Source organism: Colwellia sp. MT41 (genome assembly GCF_001444365.1).
Taxonomy (GTDB): domain Bacteria; phylum Pseudomonadota; class Gammaproteobacteria; order Enterobacterales; family Alteromonadaceae; genus Colwellia; species Colwellia marinimaniae.
In genome coordinates, this window is sequence record NZ_CP013145.1 from 2,884,975 (window position 1) to 2,904,014 (window position 19,040).

The window sequence follows — 19,040 nt, forward strand, 5'->3', positions numbered from 1 at the left end:
TAAGAAGCGGCCAGTAAAATAAACATTGTACCTAGCTATTTAGAATTCCACTATTTTTTCATCTGAACAGATAGGGCTATTTAACTCACACACTTTATAAGTGAATGTTCCGCCACCGCCAAAGGAGTCTATATAAAAACCATCATTGTCGGTGGTTAATTTCTTCATTTTCTTTTTAACTTTATAGATATGTACTTCATCTCCATTGGCATTGTCCCATGTTAACTCGACAAATTTAGTGCCTTTAACTTTATAGCCATAGAGCGACAAGCTGATTTTTACATCTGCCGGCGGCGCTGCAGCAGGCGGATCTGTTGGGGCAACCTCTCCAGTGCTAAAATTGCTGGTGCCAAGGTTATCAGTCACAGTTAACTTGACTTCATAAGTACCGTCAGCATCATAACTATGAACAGCGTTTACCCCACTAGCGGTATTGCTATTTGAACTGTTTTCACCAAAAACCCAAGCATATGAAAATATACTGCCCTCAGTATATTTACTGGCGCTAGCACTGGCATTAAAGTTACAATCAAGATAGCTACAACTGGCGGTAAATGATGCTGTCGGTCTAGTATCAACAACAGTGACTTCTTGCTCGCTGTAATGGCTAGCACTGGCATCATCAGTCACAGTTAACCCAATATCATAAGTAGCATCAGCATCAAAGCTATGAGCAGCGTTTACCCCAGTTGCGCTGCCTTCACCGCCAAAATCCCAACTATATGAAACCACTTTTTGATCATCGCCATCACTATCGTAACTAGTACTACCATCAAAGCTACAACTTAAATCAGTGCAGTCGACCGTAAATAAACTTACCGGTGGGACATTAGCTATCGTTTCTTCAAAATTACCGCTAAGTGACAGCCCTGAGAAACTTGAATAAGCTCTTATCATCACATAATAAGTACCTGTTTGTGGACTGGCAACACTACAGCTTTCATTATTACCAATTTGATAGGGACGACAGTCATAACTGGTTATACTGGGTTGTGAGCCATATTTTACATATAAATCAGCATCACCACTGCCACCTGAAATAGTAAAAGCTAAGTTAATGGCACCTGCTGGAATACTCATTTGATACATCAACTCATCGCCACTAGCTCCAGAGAGATTATTAACTGAAGCCCCATTCACTAAATGAGTAGGCTCTGGTGCTAGTGGAAACTCACCAACTTCACAGAATTTTTCAGGTGATTCAGGTAAAGGTAGGTAATGTTCAGAGATAAAATCATACATAGCTTTAGCTTTGACTATGCCGTAACCGTAGTTATTATCTCTGCCAGCACTGCCTTTATCATCTGCCGACTGCGCCATGGCGATACGCATTTGATGATTGCTACACTCTGGGTAATAGTTCCAAACTAGCGCGGCAACACCTGCTACATGGGGCGTTGCCATGGAAGTACCAGTCCATGCCGCGTAGCTATTATGTGGTAAGGTAGACATAACCTCTACCCCAGGTGCGGCAATTTCTACCTGAGTATTATATTGGGAGAAACTAGCTTTATTGCCTGATGAATCCACCGCAGCAACAGAGACCACAGAGTCATAAGAGGCCGGATAGGACATACCGCTACTACTATCATTGCCAGCCGCAGCAATTGACAGTATGCCACTGTCATAAGCGGCCTGAAAAGCATTGCTCTCAGCCATACTAGAGCCAGAGCCGCCAAGACTCATACTGATGACATTTGCCCCTGCCGCCATACATTGATCGATCGCGACAATTAAATCTGAGCCATAGGCCCAAGAGCCACTGCTATTAAAAACCTTGACCATATGAATTTTTAAATTATTATTTGGATTAACGCCGACAACACCAATCTCATTATTCCCTAAAGCGGCAATAGTGCCCGAAACATGGGTACCATGGCCATGACCGTCTTCATCCCAATTTCCGGAATCATAATTGTTATAACCATCACTGCCGGTTACACCTGAACTAGGTAAATCGTAATGACCAAGATCATAACCAGTATCCATAATACAAACGGTCATATTGCTATTTGAATTACCAATAATAAATGGCCCTTGTTCTTGTCCTAGAACTTCATGCTCAGCTTCAACCATAGTTATGCCATAAGGCGTTTCTTCAGCGGTATTTTCAGCAAGCAAGTAGCGTTTAGGATCAAGTTCCACTAACTCAACATCATGGCGTTTTTTGAATTGCTTGGCGGCTTGGGCGGGTAAATTTACCGCTATGATTCGATGTTTATCGATTTCAAGCTTGATTTGGCCACGATGGCTTTGTATGGCAGTCATTACTGATGTTTTACTGCCGGGTTTGAACTTAACAATATAGCGTTCATTATCGGCATTAAAATCTTTTTTTGTGGCGGCTAGCGATGGCATAAACATCATTGCCACGATTACGACAACAAGGGGGGTATATTTAATATTCATATCAGCTCTTCCTATCATTATTATTGATGTTAGAGCTAACACTAAGCAAGCCGACATCGCTAACATTGAGGTTGCTTTCTACCTTTATTAAATATAGTTGTTGTTATCGCTAAAAAATAGTAACTGTTAAGGTATTTTATTAACGGCACGCGTGTTAAAAAGTATCTGGCGAACAGAATTAACCTCGTTAAAAACAAATATCTCAGCAGCTATATTGTCAGTGGTGAGTTTATTCTCCTGTAAGTAGCTCACCATAGAGTGACAGTAGCTGATAGCGACATGTTTAACTTTGCCATTTTTCTTATGCTGATTTCTTATGCTGGCTCGGTGCAGGTTAAGCCAATTAATTATTTCCTTGCTCAATATTTAAGCCTCATGTTTCACTGCATAAAGCCCGTTAACGCTTAGTAACAGACCGCCGTGTATTTGCTGGTCAAAAAGCAACAACAAAGCCAGCAACCAACCTTTGCCAGTAGAACCACCATAGATATTGTTCGTTTAGCGCTAGGTGAGTCCATTAACTTTTCATCAAGCCCATCAAAGCAGTACGGGTATAAATAACAACATAGATCTTAACTTCACTTTGCTACCAGCTCTAAATTCATTAATATTACCCCAAGAAAATTATTAAGTTAATATTCGCCACTCACATATAAAGATGAAACTAAAATATTAACAGTGAGTGTTAAGCCGCTAAGTAAAGTGAAGGTTAAAATGAGTAATATAGTGCGTGAAAAGGTAAGTAAGCAATTGATTGAAAAAAAAACGTTAATGGTCGGTGCCGCAACTAATTTATTTATGGCTTTTGCAGGTTGGTTAGCTTACTACTTATCAAACTCGCAAGCCTTGGCTCTCGATGGTAACTTCTCTTTTGTTGCCTTTATCACTGTAATACTCGCTTTACGCGTGTCGGCTATCAAGCTAAACAAATCCACCACCTTCCCTTTTGGCCAATTCGCCTATGAGTCACTTTTTTCAATGGTTAAAGGTTTGATGATAATCGGCATGTTGCTGATGGCACTTATTGTCAATATTGAGCGAGTATTTCATTATTTAGCGGGTGAGCCTGCGAATGTTTTAGATACCGAGGTTATTTTTATTTATAGCGTGATGATGGTTTTTCTTTGTTTCTCTTTGGCTTTTTATTATAAACGACAAAATAAGAGACTATCTAATGCCAGCACCTTATTACTGGCTGAATACACCGGGGTAAAACTCGATGGTTTAATGTCATTGGGCATAGGTATCACTTTAGTGAGTATTCGATTTATTGATATTGAAGGCTATTTCGGCTTTCTTCATTATATAGGTGATGCTTTACTGATTATTGCGCTGGTATTTCTTTTTGGTAAAGAGCCTCTCACTCTGGTGCGGCATTCCTTTATTGAATTGGCTGGTGGTACTTTGCAAAACACTAAGCAAAAACAGCACATTGAATCGATTATAGCTAAGCACTTAAGCGAGGATGGCTTATTAGTCGACAGCTACATATCAAAAACAGGCAGTTGCTATTTAGTTGTCGCCTACATAAGTATAACTAAGCTAGAGACTATTGATGGTAAGGCGATAACAGCAACCAAAGCTGCTATCGAAGCTGAGCTTAATCAACACTACCCTCACGCAATGCTCGAACTATCGTTAAAATAGCAGGCATAAAAAAGAGCGCTGTAAGCGCTCTTCATTAATTGTCTCTTTAAAATAAAGAGTCGATTAAGCTTTTGCTTTGTTTTCCGCTTCTTGGATTTTAACTTTCCAAATTTCAGGGCCGGTGACATGAACAGACTCACCTGTGCTATCTACCGCAACCGTTACTGGCATATCTTCTACTTCAAATTCGTAGATAGCCTCCATACCCATATCTTCAAAGGCAACCACTTTCGCTTTTTTGATTGCTTTAGAAACAAGGTATGCCGCGCCACCAACCGCCATTAAGTACACTGACTTATGGTCTTTAATGGTTTGACACGTTGCCGCACCACGTTCAGCTTTACCAATCGTGCCTAATAGGCCAGTTTCTGCTAACATCATCTCAGTAAATTTATCCATACGTGTTGCCGTAGTAGGGCCAGCTGGACCAACTGCTTCATCACCAACAGCGTCCACTGGACCAACGTAATAAATAAACTTATTGGTGAAGTCTACCGGCAGTTTTTCACCTTTCGCTAACATGTCTTGAATACGTTTATGTGCGGCATCACGACCGGTTAAAATAGTACCGCTCAGCAATACCGTTTCACCCGTTTTCCACTCGCTAATATCGGCTTTGCTTAATTTATCAACATTAACGCGACGAACATTCTCACCAACTTCCCAGGTAATTTCTGGCCACTCATCCAGCTTAGGTGGCGTTAATACTGCTGGGCCTGAGCCATCAAGATGGAAGTGTATATGACGGGTAGCGGCACAATTTGGGATCATCACTACCGGTTTAGATGCGGCATGGGTCGGCATTGAGTTGATTTTTACATCAACCACGGTTGTTAAACCACCTAAACCTTGTGCGCCAATACCAAGTTTATTGACACGTTCAAAAATTTCTAAACGTAATTCCTCTTCAGCATTTTCTGGGCCACGTTCAATTAAATCTTGAATGTTTACCGGCTCCATTAAGCTTTCTTTGGCTAAAACTGCCGCTTTTTCAGCGGTACCACCAATACCTATACCTAACATTCCTGGTGGACACCAACCCGCGCCCATCGTCGGTAAGGTTTTCACTACCCAATCAGCAATCGAGTCTGATGGATTTAACATCACCATTTTAGTTTTGTTTTCACTGCCGCCGCCTTTAGCCGCAATCATAATATCAAGACCCGCGCCTTCGACCATATCAATATGGACCACCGCTGGGGTATTGTCTTTAGTATTTACCCGAGCACCGGCAGGATCTGCAACGATAGAAGCACGTAAGGGGTTATCCGGATTTAAATATGCACGACGGGTACCTTCATCAACCATTTGTTGTACGGTCATGTCTGTTTTATCCCACTGCACCGCCATACCTATTTTAACAAAACAGGTGACGATACCAGTATCTTGACAGATTGGACGTTTACCCTGGGCTGACATACGTGAGTTAATCAAAATTTGTGCTATTGCGTCTTTCGCCGCCTTTGATTCTTCTTTGTGATACGCTTTTTCTAATGCCTGAATAAAATCAATCGGATGATAATAAGAAATATATTGCAGTGCATCTTCAATACTGTCGATTAAGTCTTGTTGTTTAATGATGGCCATAGTGCTCTCTATTAGCTATAGGGCGATTGTCCTTTGCTGGCTATGTTTACAGCATGAAAGTTCAAAAAACCCTAATATTCTTTAATATTGTTAAGTGGAAAGTTATAATAAAACTACTGCGTATAATAACCTGCTATTGAAAGTGCTACCAGTCCCTTATGACTGATAATAACTATTTAACTAGCAAATACTTAAGTGAAGCAAAACCTTGTTTAATACCACTGACATCAAATTTACCACAACACTTAACGCGGCAATTAAGGCCGCACTTAATACCCAGGAAAGCGCCGTGACTCTTGCCGCTAAAATACTGCCCGTTAAAAGTGGTACCACAGCAGAGGCTATTTTTAGCCCTATTGCTCATCAACCTTGGGCGATGTGGTTAGACTCGGGTAATAGCGACCATGTTGATAGTCGCTTTGATATTATAGTGTGGCAGCCCATTGCCACCCTAACCACACGGGGTAATAACACTGATATCTGCTTTCCTAAAAACGTATCTCAAAACTTAGCGAATAAGAGTTACCTTGAAAAAAGCAGTGATGATCCACTGTTACTGCTTAAACAACTGCAAGCACAATTATTTACCATGCCAAAGAGTCCTCATGAATTTTTGCCTTTTTTAGGTGGCGCCTTAGGATATTTCTCCTATGATCTAGGTCGTCGATTTGAGCAACTACCTAGTATTGCTAAACAAGACATTCACTTACCTGACATGGCTGTGGGTTTATATAACAAAGCGGTTATTTTTGATAAAAACTCAGCGACTTTTTACCTAGTGTGCCCCGATGCTGAGCGTATTGAGCTTGAAAAATCATTGCTTAACTCGGCTATTAACGCCACGCTTGGCGTAAGTGCACACGAAAAAGTTGCCAGCAAAACCAGTGATCAAGCTTTCCACTTAACCAGTCCCTGGCAAGCCAATATGGATAAAGCCAGTTACATTGAAAAATTTAATAAAGTACAAGCTTACTTATTAAGCGGAGATTGTTACCAAATTAATTTAGCACAGCGCTTTAGTGCCCAGTATCAGGGTGATGAATTTGAGGCTTATTTAGCCCTAAAAGCAGCAAACAAAGCACCATTTTCGGCTTTTATTCGCTTAGACAATGCCGCTATTTTAAGTGTTTCTCCTGAGCGTTTTTTACGGTTAAAGCAAGGTAAGGTACAAAGTAAGCCCATTAAAGGCACCATGCCGCGCAGCAGCGATAAAGTACAAGATGCTAAGAATGCCGAAATTTTAAGACACTCAAGTAAAGATATTGCCGAAAATTTAATGATTGTTGATCTACTGCGTAATGACCTCAGTAGAAGTTGCCAAGCGGGCTCAGTAAAAGTACCTAAACTTTTTGATATTGAGAGTTTTCCGGCGGTACATCACTTAGTCAGTACCGTTGAAGGTATACTCTCTAGCGATAAACATGCCACTGACTTACTGCGCGGTGCCTTTCCTGGCGGCTCTATTACCGGTGCGCCGAAAATACGCGCCATGGAAATTATAGAAGAGCTAGAGCCACACCGCCGCAGTGTTTATTGTGGCTCTATTGGTTATCTGTCAAATTGTGGCACTATGGATACCAGCATAACGATTCGCACCTTAATTTGTCAGCCAAGTGACAGCTCAGTCAATACCGTTTTAAAAGGGGAAAAGAGCATTTATTGCTGGGCTGGCGGTGGGCTTGTCGCTGATTCAACCGCTGAAAGCGAATATCAAGAGACCTTTGATAAGGTCAATTGTATTTTACCAGTATTATCAAAGCTCAATCAGGTGTAGGCTTAAGTTTAAACCTAAGTTAATGTTAAGTCTTTTAGAAAGCAGCATAAAAATAACAGTTCCTAAATAAGTAGTAAGGGTAACGCCAATGGACAAAAATGAATTTTTATTACGCTTTAATTTATTACAATTGCCTGAGTCTGAGCATAATTATCAACATCATTTACCACTTCGTTCTGCTGCGGTACTCATCCCTTTGGTCGAATCCGCTGAGGGTTTACAAGTATTATTAACCAAACGAGCCAGCCATTTAAAACATCACCCATCCCAAGTCAGTTTCCCCGGCGGTAAAGTAGAGCCAACAGATAAGTCATTAATAGATACGGCACTGCGAGAGACTTTTGAAGAAATTGGTTTATCTCGACAAGCCATCACTGTTGTTGGACAATTACAGCCTTATCAAACCATTAGCGGTTTTCATGTTACCCCAATTGTTGCCATAGTCGCCCGCGCACAACGCTATAAAATGGATAAAAATGAAGTCGCTGAAATCTTTCAAGTACCACTACAACATTTTTTGACCACCAAGGATCATCATGTCTTTGTTGCCAGTAAAAATGGCAAACAACATAATGTGCATTTTTTGCCCTACAAACACTACCATATATGGGGTGCTACCGCGGTAATGATCAAAGATTTAGTCGCTCACATAAACTAGTGCCTCGGTTATTACGCCACTAAAAAAAGCCCCCTAGTACATTTAGTTATCAATTAGTCGATTATTTTGTTTCTTTATTTAATAACTTTCAGCTAGAATTACCACTAACAAAAATTAACCGACAATAATTCCACTATTCCGACAAAAAACAGTGATAATTCGGAAAAATAGCACCAACACCATACTTTATATTACACAGAACCTTTAACACCGAGCTTTAGCTTGAGTACTCTTGGGTCTATAATTAAAGAATAGTGTGAATTAAACCAAGTAGATTATTCCACTTGGTATTAAATAAGCAGAGCAAAGGTAAAAAGTATGATCAGTGTATTTGATATGTTTTCTATTGGTATAGGTCCATCAAGCTCACATACCGTGGGGCCAATGAAAGCGGCAAAACTTTTCGTTGATGCATTAGTTAAGCAAGAATTATTAACTAAGGTCGACCGAGTTAAATGTGAACTGTTTGGCTCATTAGGGCAAACAGGTATTGGCCATGGCACAGGTAAAGCGGTTATTTTAGGCTTCACCGGGCAAACGCCTGAAGGCATTCCGGTTGAATCAATAGAAACTATTTTAGCGGAAGTCGTTAGCAGCCAAAAAATCTCACTCAATGGTAGCCATGAAGTCAACTTCCCTAAAGATGACGCCATTATTTATCACCGCAGAAAAACGCTACCTGCTCATGCTAACGCCATGACCTTATATGCTTATCAAAATGATAGTTTATTATTAGAGCAAACTTATTACTCCATTGGTGGTGGTTTTATTGTTGAAGCCTGTGATTTTGAAAAAGAAAAAGATAAAGCGCTCTCTTTACACACCAATATTAAACGACCACATGTTTTCAGCTCAGGTGATGAATTATTAGCCTTGGCAAGTACTAAGGGGCTAAGTTTTAGTACTATCATGATGGATAATGAAAAGTGCTTAAACGATGAAAAAGTAATTCGCACTAAGCTGGTCACTATTTGGCAAGCAATGAAAGACAGTATCGAACGTGGTATGAACACCGAAGGTATTCTGCCAGGCGGTTTAAAATTAGCTCGCCGTGCCCCTGCGCTGTATCGCACTTTGTTGGTAGAAAAATCTACCGACCCTTTAATTGCAATGGACTGGGTCAATTTATTCGCTATGGCGGTAAATGAAGAAAATGCCGCGGGTAGCCGAGTAGTTACCGCACCTACCAACGGTGCCGCAGGTATTATTCCAGCAGTGCTTAGCTACTACGATAAGTTTGTCAAGCCGGTTTCCGATGAAGACTGTGTTCGCTATTTATTAACCGCTGCCGCTATTGGTATTTTATATAAAACTAATGCCTCTATTTCTGGCGCTGAAGTAGGTTGTCAGGGTGAAGTAGGTGTTGCTTGTTCAATGGCCGCAGGCGCATTAACTGAAATTATGGGTGGCACGCCACCACAAGTAGAGAATGCCGCTGAAATAGGTATGGAACACAACCTAGGTTTAACCTGTGACCCTGTTGGCGGCTTAGTACAGGTACCTTGTATTGAACGTAACGCTATGGGCTCAGTCAAAGCGATTAACGCTTCACGCTTAGCGCTACGCGGTACTGGCACACAAAAAGTTTCTTTAGATAAAGTTATCAAAACCATGTGGGAAACAGGTAATGATATGAAAACCAAGTACAAAGAAACATCACGCGGTGGTTTAGCGGTAAATATTATCGAATGTTAAGCGAATTTTAGTCGAGTGATAGTTGAATGTTAGTCTCTTTATAATTAACAATATCCACTAAAAAAGCCCCTACAAGTCAGTCTTGTTGGGGCTTTTCTTTAGCTATCACTTTAATCTTTTAGCGTCTAAAAATTATACTGATAACCAACCGATACCGTTAATGGTTTACCGACCATAACAGAGCCATGCATACGGGTAGCCATGTAAGTTTCATTGAGTAAGTTATCGATGCTAAAACGTACTTGCTGATTGTTAGCAATATCATAACTGGCAACAAAATCTATCACGGTACGGGCGTCAATATTCTCATCACTTGCGCCAAGCCCTGCTTCACTGCGCATTTCACCGGTATAACGCACAAGTATGTTGCTGCGCCATTTTTCACCCGCTAAACCAACAACAAATTGCAGCTGATTGGTCGGTACATAAGGGAATTCATAACCTGAATCCACATCACCCCAAAAGTCCGATTCAAAGCTATTTAAAAATTCAGTTTGGGTATGAGTAAAAGTTAAATCAATTGGCATAGAAATATCGCCAAAATCAAAAACATAACCGGCTTTAAATTCAAGACCAGTGATCTTCACTGCGCCGGCATTATATTGCTCACCAATCTTATCATCATCACAATTTTGGCTCGCAGTACAGTTGCCATGCATATTGTCATAATCAGAGTAGAAAACTAACGCTTCTCCGTTGAAAGCACCTTTAGCGTATCTCGCACCTAACTCATAGTTAATGCTTTCTTCATTTTTGGCATCTGCATTACCCGGTGATGGTGGCGCAAAGCCTTTTTGTACACCGCCCAGTAACACTAAATCATCACTTAAATGATAAGTAAGCGCTAACGAAGGTAACACTACATCGACGCTGTTTTTTGTAGTTTCAGGGGCCATTTGACGATCTACATCATTTTTGCCCCAATCTTGGCGCTCGATGACCATATTTTCATAACGCAGGCCGGCATTCACAATAAACTTACCGACAGTCCATTCATCGTGAACAAATAAGGCTAAAGCGCTGGCACTATCAATACGATTTGAGTCTGTACCTGGAATACCGGCTTCAGTAAGGTTCATATTGTAAGATGAGTCGAGTTCATATTTATCAACCCATTGATATCTGTCCATTTCATCTTTATGGTAACGGATACCAAATTTTACTTGGTGGCTGTTAAAGTCCGCATCTAATACCGTTTGAATACCTTGCGATAAGTAAGCACGATTATTGGCTTTAACATCAACATCAATTGCACCAGCTGCCACTTTGTCATGCTCTGCTGCGATTTCAATACCACCATCACCTAAGCTTTTACCATTAACCTTACTGGTTTTATACCAGTTACGGCTAAAGTCATTATGATAAACGGTCGTGCCTAAATTAAAGCGACTTGATAGCGCTATTACATGGCTTAGTTGTAACTGCAGGTGCTCGTTAGACATATTATCTTTTTGAGAAGCTGAATAACGGCTGTAAGGAGCAGAGTTAAAATCGCCGGCCGTTAAACCCATATAGGTATCATCAGACTCTTCATCTGAGTACTTAATTTTAAATTCAAGCTCTTGATAGAAAGTGGCATTATCATCAGTGTTATAACGAACTTTAGCTAGAATATCATTTTTGACAAAACCGGTGTCTTGCTCACTATGATTGATATCTTTAAAACCATCAGCTTGGTAACGAAAAACTTCAAATACCGAGCTAATATTTTCGCCCTTGCCACCAACAAAAGCATGCACTTTAGCAAAACCATCTTGCCCTGCTTGTACACTGACCTGCCCCGCTAACTCTTCATCTGGAATTTGACGAGAAATCATATTAATCACGCCACCGGTAGTGCGCGGACCATACATGGCACTTGAAGTACCTTTAAGTACTTCCACTTGTTGCATACGACCGGCTGTTGGAAAGTAATAAGCCGCTGGCGAGGAGTATGGTGCCGGAGCTGCCAATACACCATCTTCCATTATGGTCACCTTTTCACTACGGTTTTGGCCAGTACCACGCATACCAATGTTGGCGCGCAAACCATAACCATCTTCTTCTAAAACATACACCCCAGGGATAGACGTCAAGGTACGCATAATGTCGGTGTAATCGAATTTTTCTAAATCAGCTTGTGATAATTGATGAGCACTGCCGGGAGTATTATTCACCGCGTTACTGTTACCAAAAATAGTAAATTGATCATCTACCGAAGTATCTTTGACCGTATCATCGGCAAGAGCATTACTGGTCACAGTACAAGAGAGGGCACTGGCAATAACCACGCTTAATAGCTTAGGTTTAAATAGATTAAATGATTTAATTGACACTTTTTGACTCCAAATATTTATTGAATACTGTATTGAATTTGGTGTTGAATACAGTCTTTATACTTATATTGCGCGCATTAAATCACGACCAATAATACGAATCAATACTATTTAGATCAGTGTTAACAATCTATTACAAATACCGGTCATGAACTTAGCCGTTAATACATAGACATACCTAGATGAATGGTATGCAGTATAGCCATCAAGGGTAATTAAGCAGCATTAGTAAACATTGTTAGCTATGCTGATAGTTAAGTTAGCAGGGATAAAATTATAACTGAAGGCACTTCAAACTTGATACTAAGACTTGTAATGTATTTAAATAAAAACAAGGCCGCCAAAGACATGATTAGATATTTCACATCCCCGACAAGCTATGTTCTTCAAGCTATACTGATAATAGGCTTATCCGGCTGCCATAATGACAAAAAAAAACCAGCTCCCTCGATTATTAATAATATTGCACCTATTGTTAGCCAAGTAACCATACAGCCACCAAGCCAGCCCAGTAAAACCATTACTGCTAATTACGCTTATTTTGATGAACATGATCTTGAGGGCAGTAGCTTATATAGCTGGTTAATTGACGATATTGTTATTGCTAACTCACTCAGTTTTACCTTGCCAAATGATAGCGAAGGGAAAAATTTAACTTTTTGTATTACACCTATAGCGGCTACAGGAGAGATAACCCAAGGATTAGAGGTCTGTGAAACACAGGTAATTACCGGGCAATACACAAAACCGACTATTGATGCCTTAGTACTGACTAGCTCCATAACAACGGGTATTGAGGTTTCGGCAACTTACCTGTTTGTAGATGAAAACCAACGGCTTGAAGGTGATAGTGTTTTCAACTGGAAAATAAACGACAGTGATTACAGTGCACAAAAAATCATTACCTTCGGGGTAGAGCACCAAGGCAGTTTCCTTATATTATGCCTAACCCCCATCGCAATCTCCGGTGAAAATGCTACGGGTGATACTATTTGTAGTGACGAAATACTTATAGCAGCTAAGGAAGGTGACGCCCCGTCAATAGAAAACCTACAATTAGCCAATTTTGCCAAAGCAACGAATGAGGTTTCGGTATCATATGACTATGTTGATAGTGATGGTGATTTAGAATTTGATAGCACAACTGTTTGGTCTATTGATGGCGTAGAAGTTAGTCAAATGCCCGATTATATACTGCCTCATGATAGCGCAGGAAAACTGCTATCGGTATGTGTTACCCCTATTGCTATAACTGGCTCCCCCACAGAAGGAGCCACTAGCTGCGTAGCAGAATATATCGCGGATATTGTTATCACCGGTAAATTAGAACTATACCAGACCATTAGCTTAGCGATTACCGGTTATAGTTTTAATAGCGTCACTTGGCGCATACTGCACCCAAGCTACTCGCCCATAAGATCTACCGACAGTAGCTCTTTCATCATTACCGGCACGAGTCCAACAGAAGAAGCAAACTGGTTAATTGGTCATGACCTTGAAGTTTGTATTGATACTATCGAATCTGGGGAAATATGTTTATTCGCGGCTGAGCAACCAATCACTGAGATTACTGGCGGTTTACCGACAGAATTAGATACCGACAATAATATCAGCAAGCGCGTTATTGCACCGGTAAGCTTTATTGATTTAACCATTTCAGGTACCAGCAAAAGGTTACATAGACCTCTAAATGTAGTCGAATCAATACTTGCCAATGCTAATAGCGCGGGCAGTGTGCCACTGCATGATGGTCAATACCTAGATATAAATACTGGCCTTGTTTGGGCGATTTACGAACAACAAACTGCCATAGATAGTTGTAGTAATCGCAGCATGATACTGCCCGTGCAAGGAGAAAGTGATACCTCTGATGCCTTTGGCTTGCATCAATTTTACAGTCAAATAGCCAGTAATTATTCGCAATTCATCGGTGCATACATAGTTAGAGCTATGGGTTGGCCTGGGGTCTATTATCGCTCTTCATCATTTCACTCGGTAGGTAACCATTACGATTATTACTTAATTGGCGGCTTTGGCGATTATATCAAGGATGAGACTACCGAGGCTGCAGCTTGTTTAACAACGCTGCCCTAGCCTGAAATACGCCTTGATAGATAAAAGATATCTTCCTACTAACTTGCCTGTTTATACCCAAACCACATGAAGATGCAGCTTCAAGTAGTTTGGGTATATATCGCGTTATTAAGCTCAGAGCTTTTCTTTTGTGAACTCATTGGATAAGTAAAAAGTTATTTTAAAGAGATGACTTCACTAATGAAAGCTACTAAAGAAGGGATTATTTGATTGCATTTGACCAATAATTCAGTAGCAGTAAGCACCATTTTTTTCAGTGTTTGATATTAAGTGAGGTGCTACATAGGCAGTTAAGCGAATATAGCCTTGATGAGCAGATACCGGCCCTTTGCCAATAAGGCGATAGTAAATATGAGTATTAATTGCAGTAATAATTTACTCTTCGAAAACTATTTTTCCGATAGAAATTTGACGAATAGCACCTGTACCACCAAGTAACTCACCGTTATTTTGTGTTTTTATTAATTTAAATTAGGCATTAAAAAACCGATCTAATTGTGCATGATCTAATAACACATGGCTTATTACCTCTGCTGGCGCCACTATCTTCGGTGTCACTGCAATAGTAATCCTAAATATCACCCGATAATTCATACAAGTGTAAATTTTCTCCGTTCATTAATTAGATAAGGCACATGAAAAAGCACCAACAAGTTTCCTTGTTGGTGCTTAATTTTCAGTATAGTGACTAAAGCTAATTACGCAGCTTTTTCTAACACTGATTTTACAGCTTTAGCATTTGGCTTAAGCCAGACTACTTTCTTATCTGGTCGAACAAAGTGACTAACCAGGCCAATAAAGAATATAGCCAGTAACCAATAAAGCGTAGTGTGATCCATTTCTACCGGCTCAGCTTTGCTCTGTTCTACCAATTTTTGCCCTGTAACTTGCTGGGTTTGTTTGGCTTGACTTGCTGACGCTGGAGGTACTTTCGGCTGTGCTGGAGCTTGTGCCAATGCCTCTGCTAATGCCTTAGATAAGGGCATTAAACCAAAACCAACGGCGGCACTGTCCATATACTCATTGAATTTTACATTGTCAGTAACAACATCAAATTTTGTCGCAAGTTCTGAGTAAGTTGCTACCATTGTCTTGATAGTTGCTTCATCAGCTTGCCAGTAGCCTTTACGCACAGCTTCAAGCATACGCTCGATAATTTGCGCTAAACTTTCGGCATTATGCTCTTCAAAAAATTCACGCATATCCATTTGGTATTTATCTTCAACATAGACTTCAAAGAACTCTTGCCATTGATCATCACGTATCGCCTCAGGCGTCATGACTTCCCAACCCCACATGTTATTCATGCGGTCTAAAATGACCGTAGCGCCAGCATAACCAGAGTCTTGCATGGCTTTAATCCAACGTGGATGGAAATAGCGGCTACGCATTTCTTGATTAATAAATTCAGCCAGGGTTTGTACCTTTAACTGATCTTTTTTACGCAAGTTAGAAACATACATTTCCGGAGTTTTACCATCTAGATGGCGTATTGCTAAGCCGATACCACCAAAATATTGGAACGGATCATCATTGGTCAGTAAGGCATAAAGATTGGTTGAACGGGAGAAAATCACGCCCTGAGTACCTGAAAGCACTTTTGCATATAAACCTTGGCCTGCCCCTAAAGCATTAGCAACATTTTCACTCCAACGTTTTTCGTCGCTGCCATAAGCAAAGCCCATGCGATCAAGATAAAGGTTAGCTAATTTATCATCGGTTTCCCAAGTATCCGAGGCTAATGAGCTACCCGCTAAACCAGTACCATAGTTACCGGTTTCATTAGAGAAAATACGAATAGATGATAAATAATCAGCATCTTCTGCTGATGTTCCTTGGGCAAGTAACTCAGCTTTTAAAGCTGTTGCGTGGCGATAGACAAAGTTATTGTCTTCTTTCATTTTAGCCACTTTATCAATGGCTTTTGCTAACCATAACATCACATTAGGAAAGGCATCTCGGTATAAACCTGTGGTAGAGATAACCACATCAATACGTGGACGTTTTAATTCGCTATAAGGAATAACCTCCGTACCGACCACATGTCCCTGATGATTCCACTTAGGTTTTACACCTAGGGCATGGAGTATTTGCGCTTCTAAGGCACCTTGATGACGCATCGTTTCTAATGACCACAAGGAGAAGGCTAACTTTTGTGGGAACTTACCATGCTTTTCAACATAAGCCGCTATGGTTTGGTCCATCAGAGTAACACCGGCATCGTAGGCTTCTTTTGAAGGTACTTTAGCTGGATTAACACCAATAAGATTACGGCCGGTTGGTACGGCTTCAGGGTTACGAATGGGGTCACCACCATAACTGGTTTTGATGTAGTTACCTTCTAGCGCAAGTAATAAGTTTTGTGTTTCAGCTATGGCTTGGAAGTTATACCAATAAGTTTTGGCTACCTTTAGGTCAGCAACTAATTTTTCATCTAAATCAGATAAAGTCTCAGACGTACCTTTTAAAGAGCCGATATAGGCTTTTAATAACTGAAAACCATCAAGTGCCGGTAGCTTTTTAACATTTCGTTGATCAAACTGCTCTGCTTTGGCAATAGTCATGTTATGCGCTTGCTCATATTCTGCCGCGCGCTTCGTGAAGTCATCACCTAACATTTGCAACATGGTAGTAAATAAATGCGCATCTTTTGGCAAATCGCCAAAAACATGCACCCCTAATGGTTGGCTCATTTGCGCCAAGGCATTTAAGTGGTCTTGTAATTTAGCGATATAGTTATCAAAATCAGCGGCCATGGTCTCTGGCTCAATGGCTAAATCTTTTAACATATTTAGCTCTTCTGCCATAACTATGATGCTGTTTTGAGTATTAGCCTTGGTTTTCCCTGCCGATAACATTAAGTAATTGTTAATTTTTTCATTTAATGTTGCCACTTCAGTATATAAACCGGCTTTGGCAAAACCTGGTGTTAGGTGGCTTATCATAGTCGCTCGACCACGACGTTTAGCCTGCATAGCCTCACCAACATTATCGATAATATAGGGATAAAATACCGGCAAGTTGCCTAAAGCTAAACTCGGTGCATCATAGACAGATAAACCACGTTCTTTACCGGTGAGCCATTCTTGACTGCCATGAGTCCCTAAGTGAATATAGGCATCAGCGCCGAAGGTTTCTCGGGCAAATAAATAGCTGGCTAGGTAGCTATGATTAATCGGTGTTTTAGTGCTGTGATATAAATTGGCATGCTCTTGGGCATCGTCACCACGAACACCTTGGGGTATCACTATCATATTGCCAAGGTTCATTCTTGGAATAATAAACGCTAGCATGGTTTCGCCGTTAATTTTTGCTTGTCGTAACATGCTACTTTCTTCTGGCTTGCCCCAACGGGCAATAATAGCTTCAGTAACCTCTGCTGGCAGGGCATTAAACCAATTAAGGTAAGTAGTTAACGGCATATATTCGGCCAAATCGAGGGCGATTAACTGCTCAACATCTTCGCCGCGATAATAGGGGCGTAATAACTTACCCGCTGACTCAATGATTTCTTTATGACCTTTAACATCAATGTTGTAGCCTTTGTCTTTCATCGCTTTAGCGATATTTTCAATGGATGTTGGTACGTCTAAAAAGGCGGCACCAATATTTTTCTCACCTGGTGGGTAGTTCCAAATAAAAGTGGCTATTTTTTTATCACTGTTGTTGATATGCGCTAGCTTGGCATGATTATAAGCACGCTCAACTAAGGCATTTAACTGATAATCAATAACCGTTTTAACACCTTTGTTCTTGCCGGTACCGTTGGCGGCAATAATAGTAGGGTCTGCGCTACCGGTATCTTCTGGCATCACCAAAAAAAATGGTGTTAATGATGGTGAAATACCGGCATGGTCTTGTTCAAAGCTGGCTTGATCGCCTTCGGTATAATTAAGGGCATGTAAGACTGGCACACCCAGTTGTTCAAACTCAGTTCGACGCTTAGCAACAAAATGTAATGAGCGATAGTTAATCAATAAATCAACACGGCTTTTAGTGGTAGTCATGGTGCCTTGTGCACTTGCAATACTGCCAGAGCTTTCGACCGTCAATAAATCAGTGAACTTCGTTGCTTGATCTTCACCTTCGAAGAAATAAGCTAAGGCTTTAGCGCCCTTTGCTTCAAGACCTTTAATCAAGGCATCGACGATTTGTTGTTGTTCATAATCAATAACACTTCTATGGATACCAATAGCAATTACCGGTTGATTGTCGGCAATATTTAGATACTGAAAAAAGGTTTCTTCATCGGCGGTCACTAAACCGGGAAAATCATAATGGTATAAGCCAACATTTGGCACAATAATAGGCGCTTTGGCGGTAAGCGAAGATAGCTTTAAAAAATCATTGGCAAGGTAAAGCATCAAATTACCATAATTATCACGACCAGCATTATTGTAATAAAGGGCAATGTTTTTAGCTTGTTCGCTTGGTAAGCCTTGGTTCATGTTAGCGTTATGTAAATCGCCCAAGGAGATAACCGGCACTGAAGAAAATTCACTGACATAAGCTTGGTATTTACCAAACATGAATTTAGACAAAGCCGGATTGATACCATCAAGCATTATTAAGCTGGCTTTCGACCAAGCCGCTTTAATATCTTCTGCTGATTTGCCTTTGCTGGAAAAATTAACTAGCTCAAACGGTTGCTCTTTTGCTAATAATTGCAATAAGTCGCCCTTAGGTTTAGAGACGTGAGAGGACATCATCAGTAATATTTTCGGCTTAACTTGTGCCTTATTTGTCTGCTTATCTACCGTGGTAGAGGGCTCAGCAACACTGACATTTACTAAGCACATTAGTGCTAAAGCCGTTAGTAAAGTAAGTTTATTTAAAATTTTTGTTATCATTATATTTTTGA

At 40.5% G+C, this 19,040-nt stretch carries 10 protein-coding genes; 6 read left to right on the forward strand and 4 right to left on the reverse strand.

What is annotated here, in order from left to right:
• Positions 1 to 39 precede the first annotated feature (39 nt).
• Positions 40 to 2,409 carry a S8 family serine peptidase gene (locus CMT41_RS12405; protein WP_058027433.1) on the reverse strand — a complete coding sequence of 790 codons (2,370 nt, stop codon included), beginning with the start codon at positions 2,407 to 2,409 and terminating at the stop codon, positions 40 to 42.
• A gap of 420 nt (positions 2,410 to 2,829) precedes the next feature.
• On the opposite strand from CMT41_RS12405, the gene CMT41_RS19200 reads away from it, so the two are divergent.
• Together CMT41_RS19200 and CMT41_RS12415 are read left to right on the forward strand one after the other, a co-directional pair.
• Entirely contained in the window at positions 2,830 to 2,970 is a 141-nt protein-coding gene (locus CMT41_RS19200) for a hypothetical protein (protein ID WP_157466376.1), read from the forward strand.
• A gap of 153 nt (positions 2,971 to 3,123) precedes the next feature.
• Positions 3,124 to 4,056: a cation transporter gene (locus tag CMT41_RS12415; RefSeq protein ID WP_058027435.1), complete on the forward strand. Its 933-nt coding sequence runs from the start codon at positions 3,124 to 3,126 to the stop codon at positions 4,054 to 4,056.
• A 63-nt stretch (positions 4,057 to 4,119) separates the two neighbouring features.
• On the opposite strand, the gene CMT41_RS12420 is transcribed toward CMT41_RS12415, so the two are convergent.
• Positions 4,120 to 5,643 (reverse strand): fumarate hydratase, encoded by a 1,524-nt coding sequence (locus CMT41_RS12420; RefSeq protein WP_058027436.1) that lies wholly within the window; start codon positions 5,641 to 5,643, stop codon positions 4,120 to 4,122.
• 289 nt (positions 5,644 to 5,932) lie between these two features.
• Between CMT41_RS12420 and pabB the strand changes: the two genes are divergently transcribed.
• From pabB to CMT41_RS12435, 3 genes are all read left to right on the forward strand, one after another.
• Entirely contained in the window at positions 5,933 to 7,417 is a 1,485-nt protein-coding gene (gene pabB, locus CMT41_RS12425) for an aminodeoxychorismate synthase component I (protein WP_257721047.1), read from the forward strand.
• An 88-nt stretch (positions 7,418 to 7,505) separates the two neighbouring features.
• Positions 7,506 to 8,075, forward strand: coding sequence for a CoA pyrophosphatase (locus CMT41_RS12430; protein WP_057181596.1), 570 nt, complete (start codon positions 7,506 to 7,508; stop codon positions 8,073 to 8,075).
• 318 nt (positions 8,076 to 8,393) lie between these two features.
• Positions 8,394 to 9,770 carry an L-serine ammonia-lyase gene (locus CMT41_RS12435; protein WP_057181597.1) on the forward strand — a complete coding sequence of 459 codons (1,377 nt, stop codon included), beginning with the start codon at positions 8,394 to 8,396 and terminating at the stop codon, positions 9,768 to 9,770.
• Positions 9,771 to 9,895: 125 nt separating this feature from the next.
• Here CMT41_RS12435 and CMT41_RS12440 read toward each other — a convergent pair whose 3' ends face one another.
• On the reverse strand, positions 9,896 to 12,085 hold the full coding sequence (locus CMT41_RS12440; RefSeq protein ID WP_057181598.1) for a TonB-dependent receptor family protein: 2,190 nt from the start codon (positions 12,083 to 12,085) through the stop codon (positions 9,896 to 9,898).
• 315 nt (positions 12,086 to 12,400) lie between these two features.
• On the opposite strand from CMT41_RS12440, the gene CMT41_RS12445 reads away from it, so the two are divergent.
• Positions 12,401 to 14,179, forward strand: coding sequence for a hypothetical protein (locus CMT41_RS12445; RefSeq protein WP_058027437.1), 1,779 nt, complete (start codon positions 12,401 to 12,403; stop codon positions 14,177 to 14,179).
• Between the two features lie 698 nt (positions 14,180 to 14,877).
• Here the strand turns inward: CMT41_RS12445 and CMT41_RS12450 are convergent.
• Positions 14,878 to 19,029, reverse strand: coding sequence for a cobaltochelatase subunit CobN (locus tag CMT41_RS12450; protein ID WP_083494283.1), 4,152 nt, complete (start codon positions 19,027 to 19,029; stop codon positions 14,878 to 14,880).
• Between the last annotated feature and the right edge of the window lie 11 nt (positions 19,030 to 19,040).

What these genes read in the sequence shown, in the direction of transcription:
- CMT41_RS12405 (WP_058027433.1), bottom strand. Translation starts at nt 2,409, where the DNA reads ATGAATATTAAATATACCCCCCTTGTTGTCGTAATCGTGGCAATGATG.
- CMT41_RS12415 (WP_058027435.1), top strand. Translation starts at nt 3,124, where the DNA reads ATGAGTAATATAGTGCGTGAAAAGGTAAGTAAGCAATTGATTGAAAAA.
- CMT41_RS12420 (WP_058027436.1), bottom strand. Translation starts at nt 5,643, where the DNA reads ATGGCCATCATTAAACAACAAGACTTAATCGACAGTATTGAAGATGCA.
- CMT41_RS12430 (WP_057181596.1), top strand. Translation starts at nt 7,506, where the DNA reads ATGGACAAAAATGAATTTTTATTACGCTTTAATTTATTACAATTGCCT.
- CMT41_RS12435 (WP_057181597.1), top strand. Translation starts at nt 8,394, where the DNA reads ATGATCAGTGTATTTGATATGTTTTCTATTGGTATAGGTCCATCAAGC.
- CMT41_RS12445 (WP_058027437.1), top strand. Translation starts at nt 12,401, where the DNA reads ATGTATTTAAATAAAAACAAGGCCGCCAAAGACATGATTAGATATTTC.
- CMT41_RS12450 (WP_083494283.1), bottom strand. Translation starts at nt 19,029, where the DNA reads ATGATAACAAAAATTTTAAATAAACTTACTTTACTAACGGCTTTAGCA.